Here is a 21,232-nt window from a genome sequence, read left to right as displayed (position 1 = left end):
GCAACCGCGGGTCAGTCGCCGGCCTTGTCCACCTCGCTCGCCCGGTCGAGCTCTGCGGCGATGGGATCGGCCTCGAAGCGCAGTGCACCGCCCTCGAGAAAGCGCATGATCTGCATCGTTCGTGACGCATAGGGTTTCCACGCCGGACCATCCGCCCCGGTCCCCGGACGCCCGGTCTTCGCGAATGACAGCAGGTAGCCGCTCAGCTTTGTCGCCACTTGCCTGTCGCGCTGGGTGACATCGCTCGAAGCACCCGCGTCCACGGTATCGAACCAATAGGGAATGTCCGAGGCATGGGCCGCGCCGGGCGCATCGCTGGCAGAAGCGACATAGCCGAAACGATAGGCATAGACCTGTGTCTGTCCGGCCAGCGTCTGCGCCTTGACGTGGGCATCGCGGACCTGGAACCCGCGCGGCCCGCCCATGTCGTCGCTGGTCGCCCCGATCATCACCGGCACATGTGCGAACGCCCCCGCCTCGTAGGCCTCCTGGGCGCCGAACGCGACCTTGCCGTCGACGAAGGGCGGGCTGTAGGTCAGCGGCTCGCCGGGGTTGATCCACCAGGCAATGCTGAGCCCGTCGGTCACCGCATCGGCATCGAGTGCACGCAGCTTGGCAAGCGCGCGCGGGTCAGCCGGGTCGATGCCCTTGTCACGGGCAAAATCGATCCCGATGCGCTCGGCCCGCGCCAGCGAGCGGTCGGGCTGCGAGGCCCCGTCCCCACCGGAGAGGATCGCAACCCGGTCGAACAGCCCCTGCGCCGGGGGCGAGGTCATCAAGGTATGGATCGAGATGCCGCCCACGCTTTCACCGACGAGAGTGACGTTGTCAGGATCGCCGCCAAAGGCAGCAATGTTCTCCTGCACCCAGCGCAGCGCGGCAAGCTGGTCCATCGTCCCGTAGTTGCCGAGCGGCTCCTGCGCCCCCTGCTCGCGCGTCAGCTGGGGAAAGGCGAAAGTGCCGAAACGTCCGAGCCGGTAGTTGAAGCTGACGAAGACCACGTCCTCGCCCGCCAGCCTGCTCCCGTCGTAATAGGGGTTGGAAGTCGAACCGTTGACGAAGCCGCCACCGTAGATCCACACGATGACCGGCAAGCCGGCCTGATCGCCCGAGGGTTTCCAGACATTGGCATAGAGGCAATCCTCTGCCACGCGACCGGCGGGATAGGCATCGCCGGGGAACGGCGCCTGCATGCAATCGGGTGCGAAATCCCCGGCATCGCGCGTCGCCTCCCAGGGAGCGGCGGGCCTGGGCGCACGCCAGCGCAACTCGCCCACCGGCGCCGCAGCATAGGGAATGCCCTTGAAGCTGTCGACGCGGCCGTCACTGCGCCCGGCGACGGCACCGCCGGCGATGCGTACCTGCGGGAAAGTCCCGGCTGCTGCGTCCTCCTGCGCCGCAGCCGTCCCGCCGAGCGACAACGAGGCCAATGCGAGCGACGTCGGGACGAACACGGTGCGCATGGCTGTGCGCAGCGAAGGGTCGATCTGGGGCACGGGTCTTCTCCGGGACATGAGCTGAGCAAGGCGCACCAAGGCTGGGGCGCGCTGTGGCTGGCTGCGACAGTGCGGCCAGGCCGGTCGGTCAGCCTAGCCACGCAGGTCACGATCCAAAGCCGGCTTGCAGTCCACTTTCACGGGGTGAAATCGGCCTCGCTACTTTCACACAGTGAAAACGGGGCATGTGCGACCTTCTGCGCGAGGCGTTTTGGGCCATCCTTCGTTGCCCCGGCCCGCACTCTCACCCTGCCCTGCGCGCCGTTGAAGGACGATGGGAAGGCAAGACCGCCAATGACTTACGGCAACATGGCGCGCGAAGCGCACGATCCGGCGAACGCGCTGGAGGAAACGCCAGACGAAAGCCGCGCGCGCGGCGAGTTCGCCAGTGGCTGGATGCTGATCCTCGCCTGTGCGCTGGGCGTGGGCGTGGGCCTCACCGGGCTCGTCTTCTACAGCTTCGGCATCTTTCTCAAGCCCTTGTCGAGCGAGTTCGGCTGGAGCCGCTCGGCGATCTCCTCGGGAATGATGTGCGTGAGCGTTGGAACCGTGGTGATCGGCCCGTTCCTTGGTATGGCGATCGACCGCATCGGCGTACGCGTGCTCGCCACGTTGTCGCTGGCGGGCCTCGCCATCGGGTTCTTTGCGATGACCCGGATCGGTCCGGATATCGAGAGCTTCTATCTCACCTTGATCCTGCTCGCCGTACTCGGCAGCGCAACCACCCCGCTCACCTGGACCCGTGCGGTCAGCGTGCACTTCACCCAGCGGCGCGGACTGGCGCTGGGGCTGATGCTGCTGGGCACCGGCATGGCCTCGGCGGTGGCACCGCCCCTGTTGCAATCGGTGATCGCATCGAGCGGCTGGCGCATGGCCTATGCCGCGATCGGCATGTTCGTGCTGGTCGCCTGCGTTCCCGCGGCGTGGTTCGGCCTCGCCCGGGCGGACCGGGCCGGGCGCATCGCGGCTCGCACCGGCACCGGCCTCACCCAGCGCGAGACCCTGCGCACCCGGCGTTTCTGGACGATCGTGGTGAGCCTCTTGATCGTCACCATCGCACAGGCAGGGGCCATGGTGCACATGCCCGCCAGCCTGTCCGATCAGGGGCTGGACGAGGCGACCGTGGGTTCCGCGCTAGCCGCCATGGGCATCTCGGTCGTGCTTGGCCGGCTAGCCGTCGGCTACCTGATCGACATCGTCCATGCACCGTTCGTGGCTGCCGCCTTCTTCGCGATGCCGGTGCTCTCGATGTGGCTCTTCGCGCATGACCTGAGCCCGGCCCTCGCCATTCTCGCGGCGGCCCTGCTCGGCCTCGCCGGAGGCGCGGAAGTGGACCTGCTGTCGTTCTTCATCGGGCGCCACTTCGGGATGCGTGCCTATGGGGCCAATTATGGACTGGCGCTCACCTTCTTCGGCATCGGTGCCGGTGGCGGTCCTGCGCTGACCGGCTCCATCTTCGACATCACGGGCAGCTATGCCCCGGCCTACTTCGCGGGCATGGCAATGTTCGCGCTGGGCGCGGTACTGATCGCGACCCTGGGCCGCTCACGCTACTGATCGGGAAAACACCAAGCATGACGACCACATCGAGCGGCTTTGCACTGGGCGAGCACGCGGTCCACGCGATCGTCGACGAGGATTGCTTCGAGATCGACCTCGCCCGCATGTTTCCCGATGCCGATCCGGACGCGCTGGCCGTGTACGACTGGCTCGACCCATGGCACTATGCCATCGCAACGCGACGGATACGGCTGGGCATGCACAGCTTCCTCGTGCGCACGCCCAGCCTCAACATCCTCGTCGACATGTGCGTTGGCGATCACAAGGAGCGCCCCGCCCATTCGGCCTGGAACCGCCGCTCGGGAGCCTCGCTGATCGCCAGCCTCGCTGCCATCGGCCTCGCCCCGGAAGATATCGACCTGGTGTTCTGCACGCACCTTCACGCCGATCACGTGGGCTGGAACACGCAACTGGTAGACGGGCGCTGGGTGCCGACCTTCCCGCGCGCGCGCTATGCGATGGGCCGCGAGGAACTGACCTACTGGGCCGCGCAGGCCAGTACCTCGGCGCAGCCCGAGACGATCAACCACGGCGCCTATGCCGACAGCGTGCTACCGGTGCTCGCCAGTGGACAGGCGATGGAAGTCGCACCCGGCGACAGCCTGTTCACCGGGCAGCGCTTCACCGATCTCGCCGGGCACACCCCCGGGCACCTTGGCATGGAGATCAGCGGCGGCGATCGCACCGTGCTGTTTTGCGGCGATGCGATCCACTCACCGCTGCAACTGCCCTTCCCCGACCTCTCGAGCGCATTTTGCTCCGACCGCGCCCAGTCCGCGCGCACCCGCCGAGCGATGCTCGACGAGGCCGCCGAGCGCGGGCTGTGGCTGTGCCCGGCACATTTTCGCGGGGAAAGAATCGTACGCATCGCCCGCCAGGGCGAGGCCTACCGCTTGCGGGATTGATCGCAAAATGCGGAAATGGCGGTTGTAAAATCCGCCATGTGAACGTTCATCCATTATAATGTTTCGAATGGCCGCAAATAGTTATGACTGGCGGCATGGCGAGCGACATCGACGAAAACAGGGGGACCGGCACGTCCATCCGGACGCTCTCGCGCGGGCTGGCGGTCCTGCAGGCGATCAACCGGATCGGGTCGGCCCCGATGAAGGACATCCAGAAGGCCTGCGACCTGCCCTTTCCCACGGTGATGCGGATCGTGCAGTCGCTGGCGAACTACGGGCTGATCGAGCGCGAACCAAAGCGGCGCTACTACCGCCCCACGGCGCTCGTCCAGACGCTCTCGCACGGCTACCAGGGTGACAGCCGGCTGGCCAAGATTGCCCGACCGCATCTCGTGGAGCTGACCCGCGAGGTCTCGTGGCCGATCATCTTGTCGACCCATGTCGGGCATTCGATGGTGATCCGCGACTCCACCCATGCGCTCAGCGCACTCACCTTCAACGAATACTTCCCCGGCTATGCCAGCCCGATCCTCGAATCCGCCGCCGGGCTGGCCTACCTTGCCGCGCTGCCCGAAGAGGAAAGCGCGCTGATCCTGGGCTCGATCGCGAAGATGGCGAATCCCGACTGGGGCAACATCCTCGAGGACATGCGCCAGCGCGACATCCTCGTGCAGGTCCGCGAGCAAGGCCACGCCACGCGCAGTTTCAACCGCTTTACCCGCAATCCGGGCAAGACCTCCTCGATCGCGGCTGCCGTCTTCGAACATGATCGCCCGCGCGGCGCGATCGCCCTCGCCTATTTCGCCTCGGCCATGCGTCCCGAGCACGCTGTGCGCCAGTTCGTGCCGCCCCTGCGTGCCTGTGCAGCAGCGATCAGCACGGAGCTGTCTGCCATTCCCCAAGACAAGACCTGATCGCGCAAACACCCGATGCGCCACATAAAATGCGGGTCAACCGGTGGTCAGACGCATGAAAACTACCAACTGACTTTCACCGAGTGAAAACGCGCGAGCCTCGCTGTCGAGCCGGACGTGTCGGTGTGTAGGCAATGCCTGCAAGCAGCTGACGGGCGATCCACCCGCCAGCTCGCCCGGGTTCCGAACGCCCCGGCGAACGGAACCATCGCTTCCTGCATTTTCGGAGAGTATTCTTGATGCGAGCCCGTATTCCCATTTCCCTTCTGACCAGTGCCTGCGTGGCCTCGCTGGCCGTTCCGGCGCTGGCGCAAGGCGCGTCCACCAGCGATTCCCTGTCCGCCCCGCTCGATGCTGGAGCCGACACCGGCGAGGCGATCGTCGTCACTGGCTCGCGCATCATCGCCAATGGCAACAATTCGCCCACGCCGCTGACCGTGGTCTCGACCGAACAGCTGATGGAAGCGACCCCGAGCAACATTCCCGATGCGCTCAACAAGCTGCCCATCTTCCAGGGCTCGTCGAACCAGCGCACCGCAGGTGCCCCCTCTGCCAACGCGGCAGGCAACTTCCTCGACCTGCGCGGCATCGGCACCCAGCGCGGCCTCGTGCTGTTCGACGGCAACCGCATGGCCCCTTCGGCCACCAGCGGCGGCATCGACACCAACACCATCCCGCAGGCGCTGATCAAGCGGGTCGACATCGTCACCGGCGGTGCTTCGGCGGTCTATGGCTCGGACGCGGTCTCGGGCGTCATCAACTTCATCGTCGATGACAGCTTCGAAGGGCTCAAGGCGAGCGGCCAATACGGCATCTCGAGCCGCGGCGACAACGCCAGCCAGCGCCTCGGCCTGGTCGGCGGCACGTACCTCATGGACGGGCGTGCGCACATCGAGGCCAGCTACGAGTACTACAACAGCGACGGCATCGGCCGAATCTCGGACCGCCCCTACGGCGTGTCCGGGCGCGGCTATTCGGGCACTGGCACCGCGGCCTCGCCCAACCGCTTCTACGACGACATGCGCCGTTCCGACTGGACGCCGCACGGCGCGATCCTCTCGGGCATCTTTGCCGACACGGTGTTCAATCCCGACGGCAGCCTGCGCCCCTTCAACCATGGCGCACCGACCGGTTCGGCCAACCTGGAGAGCGGCGGCGACGGTGGCCGCGTGCCCGCCAACTCGCTGATCGGCTCGCTCGAGACGCATCAGGCCTTTGGCCGGTTCGACTTCGACCTGACAGATGACACGCGCTTCTTCGTGCAGGGTTCGTACACCCGCGCGCGCAACATCAACAACTACTGGACCTCGTGGGCCAACAGCGTCCAGATCGGCTCGGACAATGCCTTCCTGCGCCCCGAATACCGCGACGCACTGAACGCGGCAGGTGAGGAAAGCTTCACCTTCACCAAGATGTTCTACGAAGCGCCGCCGATCATCACCGACGCCAAGACGACGACCTGGTTCGTAAACACCGGCCTCAAGGGCGAACTGTTCGGCGACCTGCGCTGGGAGGCGACCTACTCGCACTCCGAAACGCAGACCTTCGTCACCGCGCGCAACAACGAGAACACCGGCCGCCTGCTCGCCGCGCTCGATGCGACTACCGATGCCAATGGCAATATCGTATGCCGCACCAGCCTGACCAATCCGGGGCTCTATCCCGGCTGCGTACCGCTCAATCCGTTCGGCTACGGTTCCGCCAGTTCCGAGGCGATCGACTACATCACCGGCGACACCTCGTTCAAGCTGACCAATGCGATGGACGACTTCAACGCGAGCATCGCGGGTACGGCCCTCGAACTGCCCGCCGGTCCGCTGCAGTTCGCCGTCAGCGGCGAATATCGCGAGCTCTCGCTCGAGAACCGCAGCACCGACGAGCCGACCGAGCCGCTCGACTGCACCGGCATTCGCTTCGGCTGCTCGACCAACCAGCTCGTGTGGCAGTTCAACACCACCGCCTCGCTGCCCAAGATGAGCCAGAACGTCGCCGAAGGCGCGATCGAAGTGAACGCTCCGCTGCTCGCCGACCTGCCGCTGATCCGCATGCTCGCGGTCAACGGCGCCTACCGCTACACGCACTATTCGACCAGCGGCTCCGAGCACACCTGGAAGATCGGCGTGGACTGGAAGGTTACCGACGACCTGAGCCTGCGCGGCACGCGCTCGCGCGATATCCGGGCACCAACCCTGTATGATCTCTACGCCCCGCTCGCGACCAGCACCTCGGGCTTTGCGGACATCCACACCTCGACCTCGGGTTCGGTGATCCTGCGCAACAGCGGCAACGACACCCTCACGCCCGAAAAGGCGGACACGCTCACTGCAGGCGCGGTCTATACGCCTTCGTGGCTGCCGGGCCTGTCGCTCTCGCTCGACTACTACCGGATCAAGATCAAGGACGCGATCGTCTCGCTGAGCGGGACCTCGCCCGAGATCCAGGCCCAGTGTCAGGAAAGCGGCGGCACCTCGCCGCTATGCGATCTCTACGTGCGGCCGCTGCCCTACAGCGACACCTCGGCCGCCAACTATCCTTCCGCCGTGCTCAGCTCGCCGGTCAACGCGGCCACGATCCGCACCGAGGGCGTCGACTTCGAAGGCAACTACACCACGGGTCTGGCAGGCGGACAGCTCTCGATCCGCACCTTCGTGGCCTACCAGCCCAAGCTGGTGACCCAGTCCTTCGAGGGCGCCACCCCGCTGGACGAGGCCAGCTCGCCGGGCACCTCGGTGTGGCGTGTCACCGGCATGGTCGGCTGGAACAAGGGCGGCTTCTCGCTGATGGCGCAGACCCGCTGGAACTCCTCGCAGCGGCCTTCGTCGAACCCGGCGCTGGTGTTCGAGACCGGGCGCATCCCGGCGGTCTCCTATACCGACCTCACGCTGGGCTACACGATCGAAGACAGCGCGGTCGAGCCGCACTTCTTCCTCTCCGCGCAGAACCTGTTCGACAAGCAGCCCGCGCTGTTCGGCGGCAACATCGGTTACATGTACCCGATCCCGTCCAACTACGACGCAATCGGCCGCTATGTAACAGCCGGTGTCAGCGTGAAGTTCTGACGATCTGCCATCCCCGCGCCGGTCGAACCCGGCGCGGGGTTCGGTCCCGATCCGATCGAGGCCCGGTCTTGCCGAAACGCAAGACCGGGCCTTCGCGCGTCTGACGCGCGCAATACCCTTTGCTGACGCCCGTCGCGCCTTTTGCACACACCAGCGGAACCCGCCCAAGGCTCGAAAGTTCAAAACAGGGGCGTGACGCGCAGGGGCAAATCGGGCACATAGCCGATCAATCCGAGCCAAGTGGTCGCGCAAGAGCTGGCCCCGCCTGAAATCCGGCGTGCCGCGCCGGAATAGACCTGAGTGGAGTACGCCTGCGTGCACGACGATACCGTACCCGAACAGCTGCGTACCTTCTTCGAAAATTCCCAGGTCGCGCTGGCGCTGGCCGCACCCGATGGCGACAACCCGCTGCTGCTGGTCAATTCGCGTTTTTCCGAGCTGACCGGCTATGAGCAATCGGAACTGGCAGGGCGCAACTGCCGCATCCTGCAGGGCGAAGCCGACGATCAGGAGGCACGCACCATCCTGCGCGCATTTCTTGACGACGATACAGCTGCAAACGTTCGCAAACCGATCCTCAACTTCAAGAAGGACGGCACGCCTTTCGTCAACCTGCTCTACATGTCGCGGCTGCGCGGCCTCGATGGACAGACCCGCTACATCTTCGCCTCGCAATTCGACGTCAGCCGCGCTCAGCCCGAGCGCCTCGAGGCCTACGACCAGGAACTGGGCCAGACGCTGACCCGGCTCAGCCCGGCAGCGGCCGAGAGCGGGATCATCGTCGAGGGGACCTTGACCACCATCGCCAATTCGGCCCGGACAGTCGCCCAGGCAAGGCTGACGCTGGCAGACCTCGACAACGGCAGCTTCCTGTGAGCCGGGACGACCACGAAGTGGATAACGGACGCGAGGGTGTGGCGGGCAACGACAAGCGCGCCCGCGGGAACGGGCATCGTGGCACGATCCCGGTCATCGGCATCGGCGCCTCTGCGGGCGGGCTCGAGGCACTGCGCGACATGCTCTCGGTGGCACGCCTGCCCACGCGCTGCGCCTTCGTCATCGTCCAGCACCTCGACCCCAATCACGAAAGCATGCTCGCCGAACTGCTCGACCGCGCCAGCCCGCTCGACGTGCTGCAGTGCGAGGGCGGTGAAAGGCTCGAGCCTGACCGTGTCTACATCATTCCCCCCGGTCGCGGCCTCGCGCTGCACCAGGGCAAACTTCAGCTGACCGACTTCGCCCAGCCGCGCGGGTTGCGCCGGCCGATCGACGACTTCTTCATCTCGCTCGCCGCGGACCAGCAGGCCAATGCCGCCTGCGTGATCCTCTCGGGCACCGGCGCCGACGGTTCGACCGGCCTGCGCGCGATCAAGGAACACGGCGGCGTGTGCGTCGCGCAGGACCCCGAGACCGCGCGCTACGACGGTATGCCGCTCGCCGCCGTCGGAACCGGACTCGTCGATTACGTCAAGCCGCCCAGCGAGATCCTCGACTGCCTCAACGCCTTCTTCACGCGCCGCAACGGCGACCCCAAGGACGTGGCCGCGCAGGTCGTCGCCGATCACATCGACGACATGTGCACGACCTTGCGCACGACGATCGGACACGATTTTGCCGGCTACAAGCGCTCCACCCTGGTCCGGCGGGTCGACCGGCGCATGCACGTGCTGAACATCGACAATCCCGGCTCCTACCTGCAGCGCATCCGCAACGATTCCGAGGAATGCGAAGCGCTTTTCCGCGACCTGCTGATCAACGTCACTCGCTTCTTCCGCGATCCCGACATGTTCGAGACGCTGCGCACCAAGGTCGTCGAGCCCTTGCTGCTCGACCGGGCCGAGGGTGAGGACGTGCGGGTCTGGGTGCCGGGCTGTTCGAGCGGCGAGGAAGCCTACTCGATCGCGATGCTGTTCGCCGAGGCGGCCCGCCTGCACGGGCTAGCCAACCCGGTGCAGATTTTCGCCACCGACATCGACGAGCAGATGCTGCAGGTCGCCCGGGAGGGCAGTTATCCGGCAGCCGCCTTCGCCGACATTCCCTCGCCGATGCGCGAGCGCTACACCGTGCCGCACGGCGAGCGCTTCACCATTACCGGCCAGATCCGCGACCTGATCCGTTTTTCCAACCACTCGGTGGTCAAGGATCCGCCGTTCTCACGCATCGACCTGGTCTCTTGCCGCAACCTGCTGATCTACTTCGACGACAGCCTGCAGAAGTCGGTCATGCCGATCCTGCACTACGCGCTGCGTCCGGGCGGCTACCTGTTCCTTGGCCCGTCCGAGAGCATCGGGCGCTTCGAGCACCTGTTTCCAGCCCTCGACCATCATGCCCACATCTTCGAGCGCGCGCCCGGCAACCCCAGCTATCCGATCGACCTGCCCGCAAACGACCGGCGCGATCCGGCTCCCAGCTCCAATGCGAGTGCGCGCGCGCGCATGACTTCCGCCCGCGGTCCCCGCGCGGACGTCGCGATCCAGCGGCTGGCCGAGGGCTACGCCCCTCCGGCGATGGTGGTGAACCAGGACGGCGCGGTGATGTCGGCCTATGGCAAGCTCAGCCGCTACTTCGATTTCCCGGTGACGCGAACCGGCGGTTCCAACGCGATCTCGCTGGCCAAGCCGGGCCTGCGCGACGTGCTCGGCCCGCTCGTGCGCCAGGCACGCGACGAAGGCAGGCGCGTCGTCGCGCGCAAGGTCGAGGTCTCCTCGGACTATGGCGTGCAACCGATCGAGGTCATCGGCGAGCCTATCGGCGACGGCAGCTTGCTGCTGATCTTCCGCGATCGCGGCCCGTTCCGCCCCTTCTCCGACGATGCCGCAGAGATCGAGAGCGGCGACGATCACATGGAGGCGCTGGAAGAGGAACTTCGCCTCACCCGCCACAAGCTGCGCACTGCGGTCGAGGAACTCGAAACCGCGAACGAGGAGCTCAAGAGCTCCAACGAAGAAATGATGTCGATGAACGAGGAGCTTCAGTCGACCAACGAGGAGCTCTCGACCGTCAACGACGAGCTCAAGAGCAAGGTCGACCAGCTCACCGTCGCCAATTCGGACCTGCGCAACTTCTTCGAATCGACCGAGCTGGCGGTGATCGTGCTCGACGCCGATCTCAACATCCGCAGCTTCACCGAGGCCGCGACCGGTATCTTCCCGCTGCAACAGGGCGATCGCGGACGCAGCCTTGCAGACGTGACCTCGCGACTGGAAGATACCGGCTACCTCGACGATGCACGCGAGGTCGCGGCGAGCGGCGAGCCGGTACAGCGGCACGTCCACACCCGCGACGGCAAACGCACCTTGTCCCTGCGCGTGCTGCCTTACCGCACCCAGCATGGCACGACCGACGGCGCTACGCTGGTCCTGACCGACATCACCGAGGCGCTCTCGGTCGCCAACGATCTCGCCAACGAACGCGAACGTCTCGACCTCGCGATCAAGGCAGGCGGCATGGGTGTGTGGCAATACACGCTCGAGACCGGTGAACTGGTCTCGGACGAGACCAACCGCCACCTGCTCGGCCTTGGCGAGAGCGACGGCTCGCTCACCCGGATCGAACAGGCGCTCGAGCGCCTCCACCCCGAAGACCGTCCCGAAGTCGAAGCTAGGCTAGCCCGCGCGAAGGCAGTGGGTGACGACTTCGAGGCCTCGTTCCGGGTCGTGCCGGGCGACGAGCCGGTCCGCCATCTCAAGGCCTTCGGGCGAATGACGCTCAAGCGTGGCCAGCATCGCCTCGTCGGCGCGGTCATCGACATGACGGCCGAGTATACGCTCGCCGAGACCCGCGCGCTGATGCTGCGCGAGATGAACCACAGGGTGAAGAACCTGTTCGCGGTGGTCTCGGGCATGATCTCTGCCGCCGGGCGCTCGCACGACGATGTGCGCACTTACAGCGAGGACCTTCGCGAGCGTATTGCCGCGCTCGGCCGCGCCCATTCGCTGGCAGCCCCTACCGGCGACCAGCAGTCGATCTCGCTCGCGGAACTGGTGGAGACCACGATCGCGCCCTATCGCGACCAGGGCACGATCACGCTTGAGGGCCCCGAGATCGAGATCGAGCGCAACTGCCTCTCCTCGCTCGCGCTGATCCTGCACGAGTGGACCACCAATGCCGCCAAGTACGGCGCCTTGCGCGACGGCAGCGGTACGCTGACGATAAGCTGGACCCGCAATGCCGAGGGCCTTGCGCTGGACTGGAGCGAAAGCGGCGGCGACCTGTCCGACATCAAGCAGGGCACCGGCTTCGGCACGCTGCTGGTCACCACGTCGGTTCGCCAGCTCAAGGCAGAGCTGACGCGCAGCACCGAGGATGGGCGCTACCGGCTGGAACTGCAGCTGCCCGGCGCGGTGATCGCCGCATGAGCGGCGGCGTGCTCATTGCCGAGGACGAACTGATCGTCGCCATCGACATCGAGACCATCGTCGAGGAGGCGGGCTTTTCCGTTGCCGACACCTGCGAGACGGTCACAGCGACGCTCGCCGCCATCGAGCGGGCCCTGCCCGCCTGCGCGGTGCTCGACGTGCGCCTGCTCGACGGCGAGGTCTATCCCGCCGCCGACGCGCTGAGTGCTGCCGGGGTGCCGCTGATCTTCCATTCCGGCCATGCAGACGAGGCCAACTTGCGCGAACGTTATCCGCAGGCGCAGGTCTGTCCCAAACCCAGCTCGCCCTCGACCCTGCGCGCGGCGCTGGCCCGGGCGATGGAGTGAACGCAGCCTTGTTGCCGGAGGGCTCCTCCCCCTGCGACTTCAGGCCTCGGCGAGGTCCTGCGCCGCCGGAATGTGCAGTTCGACCCTGCAGACGAGCCCCGTCGGCGCGTAGTCCATCACCGCCTGCCCGCCGTATTCGGCAGCGAGCCCGCGTTCGATCAGCCGGGTCCCGAAGCCCTTGCGCTGCGGCGCAGTAACCGGCGGACCACCCTGCTCGCGCCATTCGAGCGCAAGGTAGGCGGGCCGCTCGGCATCGCGCGACCAGTGCACCGCGATCGTACCCGTCTCATTGGACAATGCGCCATACTTGAGCGCGTTGGTGGTCAGCTCGTGCAAGGTCATCGAGAGCGCGACGGTCAGGCGCGGCGGCAGCGCCACTTGCGGCCCCTCGATGTGTACCCGCTCGGGCTCGCCGCCGCCGGCAGTGGCCTCGCGGATGACATCGGCAAGCGAAGTCGTGCCCCAGTTGGCATCGGTCAGCAGGTTGTGCGCCCCGGCCAGCGTGCGCAGCCGCTCGTCGAAGGCGCGTCGCGGACCGGCGGCAGCCTCGACGTTGCGGAACGACTGGCTGGCAAGGCTTTGCACCACGGCCAGCGTGTTCTTCACGCGATGGTTGAGCTCGTTGATGAGCAGATCCTGCCGACGCGAGGCCTCCACCGTCTCGGTCACGTCCTGCCCCTGCACGAAGATCGCCGAAACCTCGTCGTCCTGCACGATCGGCTGATAGACGAAGTCGATATAGCGACGCAGCGGCGGCTGGTCGGGACCGACCTCGAAGTAGATCTCCTGGGCGTGCCCAATGTAGGGCTTGCGGTCGCGCCGCACACCGTCGAGAATTTCGACGAAGCCCTGCGTGACCACCTCGGGCATGGCCTCGGCGACCGTCCGCCCCAGCAGGTCGTCGCGCCCGACGAGTTCGCAATAGGCGCTGTTGGTCATCTCGAAGACATGGTCCTCACCGGTCAGGACGCACACGAAGCCCGGGGCCTGGTCGAACATCCGGGTCAGGCGCTCGGTCTGGCTCTCGAGATCGAAATTGCGGTGCTGCACTGCATCGGCGCGGCGTACGAGGTCGATCTCCTCGCGCATGGTGCGCAGTTCGTGAAGCTCGGTCACGTCGACGGTGTGCTGCAGAAACACCTCGAAATCGCCGTTCGCATCGAGAATCGGCGTATGTGTCGCGCTCCAGTAGCGCTGTTCCATGGTCCCGTCAGGACGGGCGATGTCGTAGCGGATCAGCGCGATCTCGTCCGTCTGCCCGGTCTCGAGCACGCGCCGGAAGGAGGCATTGAGTAATTCGTAGCTGTCGGTTCCCGGCTCGCTCGGGAAGGCCTCGAGCACATTGCGCCCCGCCAGATCCTCGGCGCTGCGCATCGTCGATCGCTGGTAGGCAGCGTTGGTCCACACGATCGTCAGATCGCGATCGAGCACCATGTAGGGGTTGGGCGAAAGCGAAAAGAGCGCCCTGAAGTCGATATTCATGCGGTCTCCGCTCGCGGCAGCGCCATGCTGCCGAGCGACATGGCCTGTGATCCTGAGCACAGTTTGTCAATCTTTGTGACGCGGTGAGGCTCGCAACGGAAGACCTGTAATCCCGCGCAATTCACCTGTCGGAACCCCGGCCAGCACCGCGAGCCGCAGCGCAGCATACTGCCTCGCGTACTGCCAGTGGCGGCCTTGCACCGTTCGTCGCATCGCGATTGCCAGGACAAACATCGGAACATAAAAGGAACAAATGCTCGACCGTTCGATCTCGGACCGCCTCAACATCCTTGCCGATGCCGCCAAGTACGATGCCTCGTGCGCCTCCTCGGGCACGAGCAAGCGCAACAGCCGCGACGGTCGCGGGCTCGGTTCGACCGAGGGCATGGGCATCTGCCACGCCTACGCGCCCGATGGCCGCTGCATCTCGCTGCTCAAGCTGCTGCTGACCAACCACTGCATCTTCGACTGCCATTACTGCGTGAACCGCAAGAGCTCGAACGTGGTTCGCGCGAAGTTCACGCCCAGGGAAGTGGTCGATCTGACCCTCGCCTTCTACCGGCGCAACTACATCGAGGGGCTGTTCCTCTCTTCGGGCATCATCCGCAGTTCGGATCACACGATGGAGCAGCTGGTCGAGGTCGCCCGCTCGCTACGCGAGGATCACCAGTTTCGCGGCTACATTCACCTCAAGACCATCCCCGAGGCCGATCCCGAACTGCAGCGGCAGGCGGGCTTGTGGGCCGACCGGGTCTCGATCAATGTCGAGCTGCCCACGAGCGCCGGCCTCGAGCGGCTCGCCCCCGACAAAAAGGCGCCGCAGATCGAGGGCTCGATGGGCTCGATCCGGTCGGCAATCGAGGAAGCGGGCGATGCGCGAAAGCGCTTCCGCAACGCCCCGCGCTTCGCGCCCGCAGGCCAGTCGACCCAGATGATCGTCGGCGCCGACGGGGCAAGCGATGCGCAGATCGTGGGCAAGGCGAGCACGCTCTACACCAGCTACGCGCTACGCCGGGTCTACTATTCGGCCTTCAGCCCGATCCCCGATGCGAGCGCGGTGCTGCCGCTCAAGCGCCCGCCGCTGATCCGCGAGCACCGCCTTTACCAGTCCGACTGGCTGATGCGCTTCTACGGCTTCGCGCCGCACGAGGTACAGCAAGCGACCGACGAGAGCGGGATGCTCCCGCTCGACATCGACCCAAAGCTTGCATGGGCTTTGCGCTTTCGCGAGCGTTTCCCGGTCGATCTCAACCGCGCCCCGCGCGAGATGCTGCTGCGTGTGCCCGGGCTCGGCACCAAGGCGGTGGGCGCGATCCTCGCCGCGCGCCGTCACCGCACGCTGCGTCTCGAGGACCTTGCGCGCCTGACCCGCTCGATCGCGAAGCTGCGGCCCTTCGTCGTCACCGCCGACTGGCGCCCGACGCAGCTGCTCGAGCGCGCGGATCTGCGCGCGCGGCTTGCGCCGCCAGCGCAGCAGATGGAGCTCTTCGCATGAGCCGCGCCGCGCCGACGCCCGCCTTCGTTACCGCGACGATCGCCGCCCCCGACGATTTCGAGAGCTGGCGCGATGCCGCACGCGACCTCGTGCGGCGCGGCGTTCCGCCCGGCGTCGTCTCCTGGCAGGACGGCGAGAGCGGCGGCGCGGACCTGTTTGGCGCGCTTTCGGCGCCCGCGAGCGCAGAGACGGTGTCCGGTGCCAACGAGACGCCGGTGCGCGCCAGCAAGGCCTTCGTCGAACAGGCACGCCTCGCGATCCTGCACCGTGACCCCGCCCGGCTCGACCTGCTCTACAGCCTGCTGTGGCGGCTTCAGGACAAGCCCCGGCTTTGCGAGGACCCTGCCGATCCCGAAGTGCTCGCCCTTGCCGCACTGGTGAAGCAGGTACGTCGCGACATCCACAAGATGCGCGCCTTCGTGCGCTTTCGCGCCGTCCCGAGCGAACCGGGCAGCAGCGACCAGCCCGGTAGCAGCGAGGAGGCAGATGCGCACTACGTCGCCTGGTTCGAGCCCGAGCACCGGATCGAGCGGCACAACGCGCGCTTCTTCGTCGACCGTTTCGCCAGCCAGCGCTGGTCGATCCTGACCCCGCGCCTCTCCTTGCACTGGGACGGCGAAGTGCTTGGCGAAGGCCCGGCAGCGCGGCGCGAGGATGCACCGGGCGAGGATGCGACCGAGGACCTGTGGCGTGGCTACTACCGCTCGATCTTCAACCCGGCACGCCTCAAGGTCGGTGCGATGGTCAAGGAAATGCCGCGCCGCTACTGGAAGAACCTGCCCGAAGCGCGCGAGATCGCCGATCTCGTGGCGGGCGCGCAAAGGCGCGAGGCGGCGATGATCGCCAGCGGCGCGGATGCCTTCGCTGCGCCGGTCCCGCAAGGCCTCGAGGAGATCGCAGCCGGGATCGGCGCCTGCACGCGCTGCCCGATCGGCTGCAACGGCACCCGCGCGGTCCCGGGCGAAGGCGCTGCGGGTGCACGGCTGATGATCCTTGGCGAACAGCCCGGCGACAACGAGGAGATCGCCGCGCGCCCCTTCGTCGGGCCAGCCGGCCAGCTGCTCGACCGGCACTTGCGCGAAGCGGGGATCGATCGCGAGCGCGCCTACGTCACCAATGCCACCAAGCACTTCAAGTTCACCCGGCAGGGCAAGCGACGGCTGCACCAGAACCCGACTGCGCACGAGATCGATACCTGCCGCTGGTGGCTCGATGCCGAGCGCGCGCTCGTGCGCCCGCGCCTGATCCTCGCGCTGGGGGCGAGCGCAGGCCGCGCACTGCTTGGCCGCACCCCTGCCCTCGCCCGCGAGCGCGATGCGCTGCATCGCACCGGCGACGGCACCGCGCTCAAGCTCAGCGTTCACCCCAGCTATCTCCTGCGCCTCGACGGCGAGGCCCGCGCCCGCGAGGAAGCGCGCTTCGCAGCAGACCTGCGCGCGGTGGCCGAGGCGTTGCAGGCGGAGATGGTGAGCGGGATCGATCCTTCGACAGGCTCAGACTGAGTGAGCAAGCGCAAACCGTCCGACCCCTTCCCGCTCAGGCTGAGCTTGTCGAAGCCCCCGCCAGCACAAGACCGGTGTCTACGGCGCGTCCCTCGTCTCGACCGCCAGCGCCCACATCGCCGCCCCTTTCGCAGCTCCCGGAGCGGGGAACGAGACCCGGCAGAGACGCCCTGCAAGGCGACGCTCGATCTGCCAGCGGCCCTTGCCCTCCTCCATCGCGAAGGTGCCATGCGTGAACAGCTCGGGGTCCGAGGCGCGCAGCGCCAGGAGATCGCGCACGAGGCCGTACTTGCGCGCGGAGAGCCCGTCGGCCGGAACCTCGAGCGGATAGGTGCGCCGGTTGTCGGGATCGGTAAGCGTCACCGAAAGCATTTCCGTCCCCTGATAGATATCGGGGATGCCGGGGCACAATATCTGCAGCGCGGCCTGCACGAGCACACAGTCGTGGAACAGGGCCGCGTGGCGCGCCTCTTCGCTCTCGTTGCACTGCACCGGCGAGGCCATGCCGCCCAGAATGTCGAGCGCGAGTTTCGCCACGCGCTGCTCCATGCGCGCATCGGGCGCTTCATGGCTGGACAGCACCTTGCCTTCGCGCAGCGCCTTGGCGACGTGGTCGGTGATGCGCGCGGCAGCGTCGTCCTGCCCCTCCATCATCGTCGCAAGCTGCACCGCGTAGAGCCCGCAGGCCTCGGGCAATCCGCGCTTGCGTGCGGCCTCGCGCGCCGCAGCATAGAGCCTGCCTGCAAACGCGCCGCGATACGAAAGCGCGATCAGCGCCGCACGCGCATCGGCTGACCGTTTGGTGTCGTGCGTGCTCAGCGCATTGAGCGCCATTGGCGTGAGCGCCGCGCGCGCCTCCATCGCCTTGGCGAAGCGCGCGGTCCCGATCGGCGTCAGCTCGGGCTCGGCCCCGACCTCGCACAAGGGCAGGTACGAGACCTTGCGGAAGAACACCGTGTCCTCCTCCGACTTGGCGGTGAGCGCGCCGGTCAGCTGTTCGAAGCGCTGGACGAAAGCCTTCGCCTCGGCATCCTTCGGCTTGCGAACAAGGTCCGCCACCGCCGCGAGGGCGGGGCCCGGCACGTCCTCGTCCGCCGCGCCATCGAGCGCCACCTCGAGCCAGGGCTCGGGGCTCTCGCCATCGGCGCTGTACGAGCGATAGACCGGCCAGTGCCGGGCGAGCGCCGCGATGGCCTCGCGCAGCCCTCTTGCCTCGTGGCCATCCTTGCCGAGCGCCCGGCGTGCAGCCTGCGCGACGCGTTCCATTTCGGGCACGAAGACCTCGTCGAGCAGCATCGCGCGCACCTTCAGCACTTCTTGCGCATAGTCCTCGGGTTCGGCGCCCGCCGCGGCCTCGCGCATCGCGGCAAGTCCGTCCCGGCAGGTGAGCAGGCGCGTCACCTCGGCGGCGAGTTCGTATCCGGTCATGCCTTCGATCGGCCATGACGGGACAAGGTCCTCGCCCTGCTTGACGATCTTCTCGGCCCAGATCGGCACCGCGCTCCCGCCCGCCGCGTCGAGCGCCGCGCGCAGGCGGGCAAGGTATTCGCCCGGAAGCGCGAGACCGTCGACATGGTCGACGCGCACGCCCTGCACCTGCCCGCTGCGTACCAGCTCGATCACCAGCGCGTGGCTGCGCGCGAAGACCGCCTCGTCCTCCTGCCGCACGCCGATGAGGTCGGTGATGTTGAAGAAGCGGCGGTGGACGATGGCTTGCGCGCTTTCGCGCCAGTCGCCGAGCGACCAGTGCTGCTGCGCCATGAGCGCGTCGAGGCTCTCGCCATCGAGCGCGCTCACTCCGCTTGCCAGCGCCCTAGCAAGCGGGGTGAGCGCGAGCGGGAAGCGCCGCTCGTAGACGGCAAGCTGCGGGTTCTCGCCCGTTCCCGCCATGGCGATGTGGCCTTGCGCGAAGACGGACTGCACCGTGCCGTCGAGCGCGGGGAAGTGGATCGGCCCGCGCTCCCAGTCGATGTCGAAGACATGCGCGAATTCGCTCTCCCGCCCGAAGCGCAGCACGTCGGCCAGCCAGGGGCTTTCGGGGGTAAAGGCCATGTGGTTTGGCACGATGTCGATGACCAGCCCCATGCCCGCCGCGCGCGCCGCCTCGGCCAGCCGCGCGAAGGCGTCCTCGCCGCCGAGCACGGGATCGATGCGCGTGGGGTCGGTCACGTCGTAGCCGTGGCTCGAGCCCGGCGCCGCGGTGAACGGGGGCGAGAGGTAGAGGTGGCTGGCGCCGAGCGCCTTGATCGCCTCGAGCCGCCCACGCGCCGCATCGAGATCGACGCCGCCGCGCAGCTGCAGGCGATAGGTCGCGACCCACGCGATCATGCGCAGCCCCCCACCTCGCCAGCGGCTTCAACGAAGGCGCTGAACACGAAAGGGCTCCCTTCCGCGCGCAAGTCGAGGAAGGCGTCCTCGCGCCGCGCGGGCTCGGGGCCTTCACTGCCCAGCCGCACCGCGATGCCAAGCTTCTGCGTGGCGAACGTCCACGTCACCGCAAGGAAATCGCCATCACGCTCCACCGCGCAGATAGGCTGGCTGCTCGCCGCGAGCAGCGGAACGACATGGTCCCGGCGCAGCGCGATGAGATCGCCGACGAACGCCTCGTGCGCCTTTTGCGCCTGAGTTTCCGCCCCGCCGATGCGCGAGGCCTCGAAGGTCTCGCGCGCAATCGGATCGGGCACTTCGCCGCCAAAGGCGCTGAACTTTGCGAACTCGCGCGCGCGTCCCTTGCGCACGGCCTCTCCCAGCTCGCCGCCGAAATCGGCGAAGAAGAGGAACGGGGCCTCGGTGAGGAATTCGTCGCCCATGAACAGCATCGGCACGAATGGTGCGAGCAGCGTCAGCGCGGTGACGACGCGCAGGGCATGCGCGTCCTCGACGAGATGGTGCAGCCGCTCGCCGCGCGCGCGGTTGCCGACCTGGTCGTGGTTGCCGAGGAAGTTGACGAAGGCGCTGCGCGGCAGGTGCGCGCTGGGTTCGCCGCGTGGCGGTTCACCGCTTGGAGGCTCGCCGCATGGGGCCTCTCCATCGCCACCTTCCCCGCCGGGCCGCGCCTGCCCCTGCTCGACGTAGCCATCGGCAAGCGCGGTGGCGAGATCGCCGACCGGGTCGCGCGCGAAGGGGGCATAGTAGCTCTCGTCCTCGCCGGTCAGCAGGCAGTGGATGGCGTGATGCCAGTCGTCGTTCCAGGTCGCATCGTAAGGCGCCTCGGGCTCGAAGTAGTGGGCGAGATTGCGCTCGTCCTCGGTGACGAGATGGACCTGCCGCCCTGCAAAGGCCCTGCGGATCGCGGCGCCGAGCTCGTCGAGGAAGTGCTCCGGCGACGCATCGCCGATGGCGTGGACCGCATCGAGGCGCAGCCCATCCATCCGGTAATCCTCGAGCCAGTGCAGCGCATTGGCGATGAAGTAGCGGCGCACCGCCTCCTGCTCGAAGGCGATGCCCTGTCCCCAAGGCGAGGCCCGGTCGGCGTGGAAGAACGAGGGGCACCAGGCCGCGAGGTAGTTCCCCGAGGGACCGAAGTGGTTGTAGACGACATCGAGCAGCACCCCGATGCCGAGCCCATGTGCCGCATCGACCAGCGCGCGCAGGTCGTCGGGCGTGCCGTAGGCGGGATGCGGCGCGAAAGGCAACACGCCGTCGTAGCCCCATCCGCGCGCGCCGTCGAACTGGGCGACGGGCATGATCTCGATGAAGGTGACGCCAAGGCGCGCCAGCCGGGGCAAGGCCGCAGCCGCCGCGGCGAAGGTGCCTTGCTTCGTGAACGTGCCGATGTGCAGCTCGTAGACCACCGCCTCGTGCCAGGCGCGGCCCGGCCAGGGATGCTGCCATGCGTAGGCCCGATGATCGACGAGCCGCGAGGCGCCATGAACGTCGCCCGCCTGCGCGAAGGCGGCGGGGTCGGGATAACAGGTGCCATCGAGCGACCAGCAATAGACATCGCCTGCCTCACCCGGTGCTTCGACCTGCCACCAGCCGCCGGGAAGCGCCTGCGCGCCGTGGCGATCGTCGCCCAGTTCGAGATGGACCTCGCCCGCATCGGGGGCCCAGAGCCCGAAGCGCCAGCGCCCGTCGTCGAGGGATTTCGCGGCCCATTCTCCTTGGCTCACAC

General features: G+C 67.3%; 13 protein-coding genes. 9 read left to right on the top strand and 4 right to left on the bottom strand.

What is annotated here, in order from left to right; genetic code table 11:
• Window positions 1-11: 11 nt before the first annotated feature.
• On the bottom strand, window positions 12-1,496 hold the full coding sequence (locus tag I5E68_RS06445) for a carboxylesterase/lipase family protein (RefSeq protein WP_197162200.1): 1,485 nt from the start codon (window positions 1,494-1,496) through the stop codon (window positions 12-14).
• Between the two features lie 294 nt (window positions 1,497-1,790).
• On the opposite strand from I5E68_RS06445, the gene I5E68_RS06440 reads away from it, so the two are divergent.
• The 7 genes from I5E68_RS06440 (at window position 1,791) to I5E68_RS06410 (ending at window position 12,639) form a co-directional block, all read left to right on the top strand.
• Window positions 1,791-3,053 carry an MFS transporter gene (locus I5E68_RS06440; RefSeq protein WP_197162198.1) on the top strand — a complete coding sequence of 421 codons (1,263 nt, stop codon included), beginning with the start codon at window positions 1,791-1,793 and terminating at the stop codon, window positions 3,051-3,053.
• Between the two features lie 17 nt (window positions 3,054-3,070).
• Complete coding sequence (locus I5E68_RS06435; RefSeq protein WP_197162196.1) at window positions 3,071-3,961, top strand: MBL fold metallo-hydrolase; 891 nt, start codon at window positions 3,071-3,073, stop codon at window positions 3,959-3,961.
• A 95-nt stretch (window positions 3,962-4,056) separates the two neighbouring features.
• On the top strand, window positions 4,057-4,875 hold the full coding sequence (locus I5E68_RS06430) for an IclR family transcriptional regulator domain-containing protein (RefSeq protein WP_197162194.1): 819 nt from the start codon (window positions 4,057-4,059) through the stop codon (window positions 4,873-4,875).
• A gap of 239 nt (window positions 4,876-5,114) precedes the next feature.
• Complete coding sequence (locus I5E68_RS06425) at window positions 5,115-7,934, top strand: TonB-dependent receptor domain-containing protein (RefSeq protein WP_197162192.1); 2,820 nt, start codon at window positions 5,115-5,117, stop codon at window positions 7,932-7,934.
• A 315-nt stretch (window positions 7,935-8,249) separates the two neighbouring features.
• The gene (locus tag I5E68_RS06420) at window positions 8,250-8,810 is read left to right on the top strand and encodes a PAS domain S-box protein (RefSeq protein WP_197162190.1); all 561 of its coding nucleotides are present in this window, start codon (window positions 8,250-8,252) and stop codon (window positions 8,808-8,810) included.
• A gap of 140 nt (window positions 8,811-8,950) precedes the next feature.
• On the top strand, window positions 8,951-12,292 hold the full coding sequence (locus tag I5E68_RS06415; protein WP_370463754.1) for a CheR family methyltransferase: 3,342 nt from the start codon (window positions 8,951-8,953) through the stop codon (window positions 12,290-12,292).
• Window positions 12,289-12,639, top strand: a complete 351-nt coding sequence (locus I5E68_RS06410; protein ID WP_197162188.1) for a response regulator — start codon at window positions 12,289-12,291, stop codon at window positions 12,637-12,639. Before I5E68_RS06415 ends, I5E68_RS06410 begins: the two co-directional genes overlap by 4 nt.
• 39 nt (window positions 12,640-12,678) lie before the next feature.
• Here the strand turns inward: I5E68_RS06410 and I5E68_RS06405 are convergent, their stop codons facing one another.
• The gene (locus tag I5E68_RS06405) at window positions 12,679-14,121 is read right to left on the bottom strand and encodes a sensor histidine kinase (RefSeq protein WP_197162185.1); all 1,443 of its coding nucleotides are present in this window, start codon (window positions 14,119-14,121) and stop codon (window positions 12,679-12,681) included.
• A gap of 253 nt (window positions 14,122-14,374) precedes the next feature.
• On the opposite strand from I5E68_RS06405, the gene I5E68_RS06400 reads away from it, so the two are divergent.
• Window positions 14,375-15,616 carry a putative DNA modification/repair radical SAM protein gene (locus I5E68_RS06400; protein WP_197162183.1) on the top strand — a complete coding sequence of 414 codons (1,242 nt, stop codon included), beginning with the start codon at window positions 14,375-14,377 and terminating at the stop codon, window positions 15,614-15,616.
• On the top strand, window positions 15,613-17,118 hold the full coding sequence (locus tag I5E68_RS06395) for a UdgX family uracil-DNA binding protein (RefSeq protein WP_197162181.1): 1,506 nt from the start codon (window positions 15,613-15,615) through the stop codon (window positions 17,116-17,118). The genes I5E68_RS06400 and I5E68_RS06395 overlap by 4 nt, the downstream gene beginning before the upstream one ends.
• A gap of 78 nt (window positions 17,119-17,196) precedes the next feature.
• Here I5E68_RS06395 and treY read toward each other — a convergent pair whose 3' ends face one another.
• Both treY and treZ read right to left on the bottom strand, forming a co-directional pair.
• The gene (treY, locus tag I5E68_RS06390) at window positions 17,197-19,446 is read right to left on the bottom strand and encodes a malto-oligosyltrehalose synthase (protein WP_197162179.1); all 2,250 of its coding nucleotides are present in this window, start codon (window positions 19,444-19,446) and stop codon (window positions 17,197-17,199) included.
• Window positions 19,443-21,230, bottom strand: a complete 1,788-nt coding sequence (gene treZ / locus I5E68_RS06385; RefSeq protein ID WP_323982104.1) for a malto-oligosyltrehalose trehalohydrolase — start codon at window positions 21,228-21,230, stop codon at window positions 19,443-19,445. The genes treY and treZ overlap by 4 nt, the downstream gene beginning before the upstream one ends.
• Between the last annotated feature and the right edge of the window lie 2 nt (window positions 21,231-21,232).

Origin of the sequence: Novosphingobium aureum, from assembly GCF_015865035.1 — a bacterium.
GTDB lineage: Bacteria > Pseudomonadota > Alphaproteobacteria > Sphingomonadales > Sphingomonadaceae > Novosphingobium > Novosphingobium aureum.
This window is presented reverse-complemented; position numbering and strand designations above follow the sequence as displayed.

Bases quoted from the DNA above. Each gene is read 5' to 3' on its own strand.
- I5E68_RS06415 (WP_370463754.1), top strand. From the start codon at position 8,951: ATGCTCTCGGTGGCACGCCTGCCCACGCGCTGCGCCTTCGTCATCGTC.
- I5E68_RS06410 (WP_197162188.1), top strand. From the start codon at position 12,289: ATGAGCGGCGGCGTGCTCATTGCCGAGGACGAACTGATCGTCGCCATC.
- I5E68_RS06425 (WP_197162192.1), top strand. From the start codon at position 5,115: ATGCGAGCCCGTATTCCCATTTCCCTTCTGACCAGTGCCTGCGTGGCC.
- I5E68_RS06395 (WP_197162181.1), top strand. From the start codon at position 15,613: ATGAGCCGCGCCGCGCCGACGCCCGCCTTCGTTACCGCGACGATCGCC.
- I5E68_RS06430 (WP_197162194.1), top strand. From the start codon at position 4,057: ATGGCGAGCGACATCGACGAAAACAGGGGGACCGGCACGTCCATCCGG.
- I5E68_RS06400 (WP_197162183.1), top strand. From the start codon at position 14,375: ATGCTCGACCGTTCGATCTCGGACCGCCTCAACATCCTTGCCGATGCC.
- I5E68_RS06405 (WP_197162185.1), bottom strand. From the start codon at position 14,121: ATGAATATCGACTTCAGGGCGCTCTTTTCGCTTTCGCCCAACCCCTAC.
- I5E68_RS06440 (WP_197162198.1), top strand. From the start codon at position 1,791: ATGACTTACGGCAACATGGCGCGCGAAGCGCACGATCCGGCGAACGCG.
- treY (WP_197162179.1), bottom strand. From the start codon at position 19,446: ATGATCGCGTGGGTCGCGACCTATCGCCTGCAGCTGCGCGGCGGCGTC.
- I5E68_RS06435 (WP_197162196.1), top strand. From the start codon at position 3,071: ATGACGACCACATCGAGCGGCTTTGCACTGGGCGAGCACGCGGTCCAC.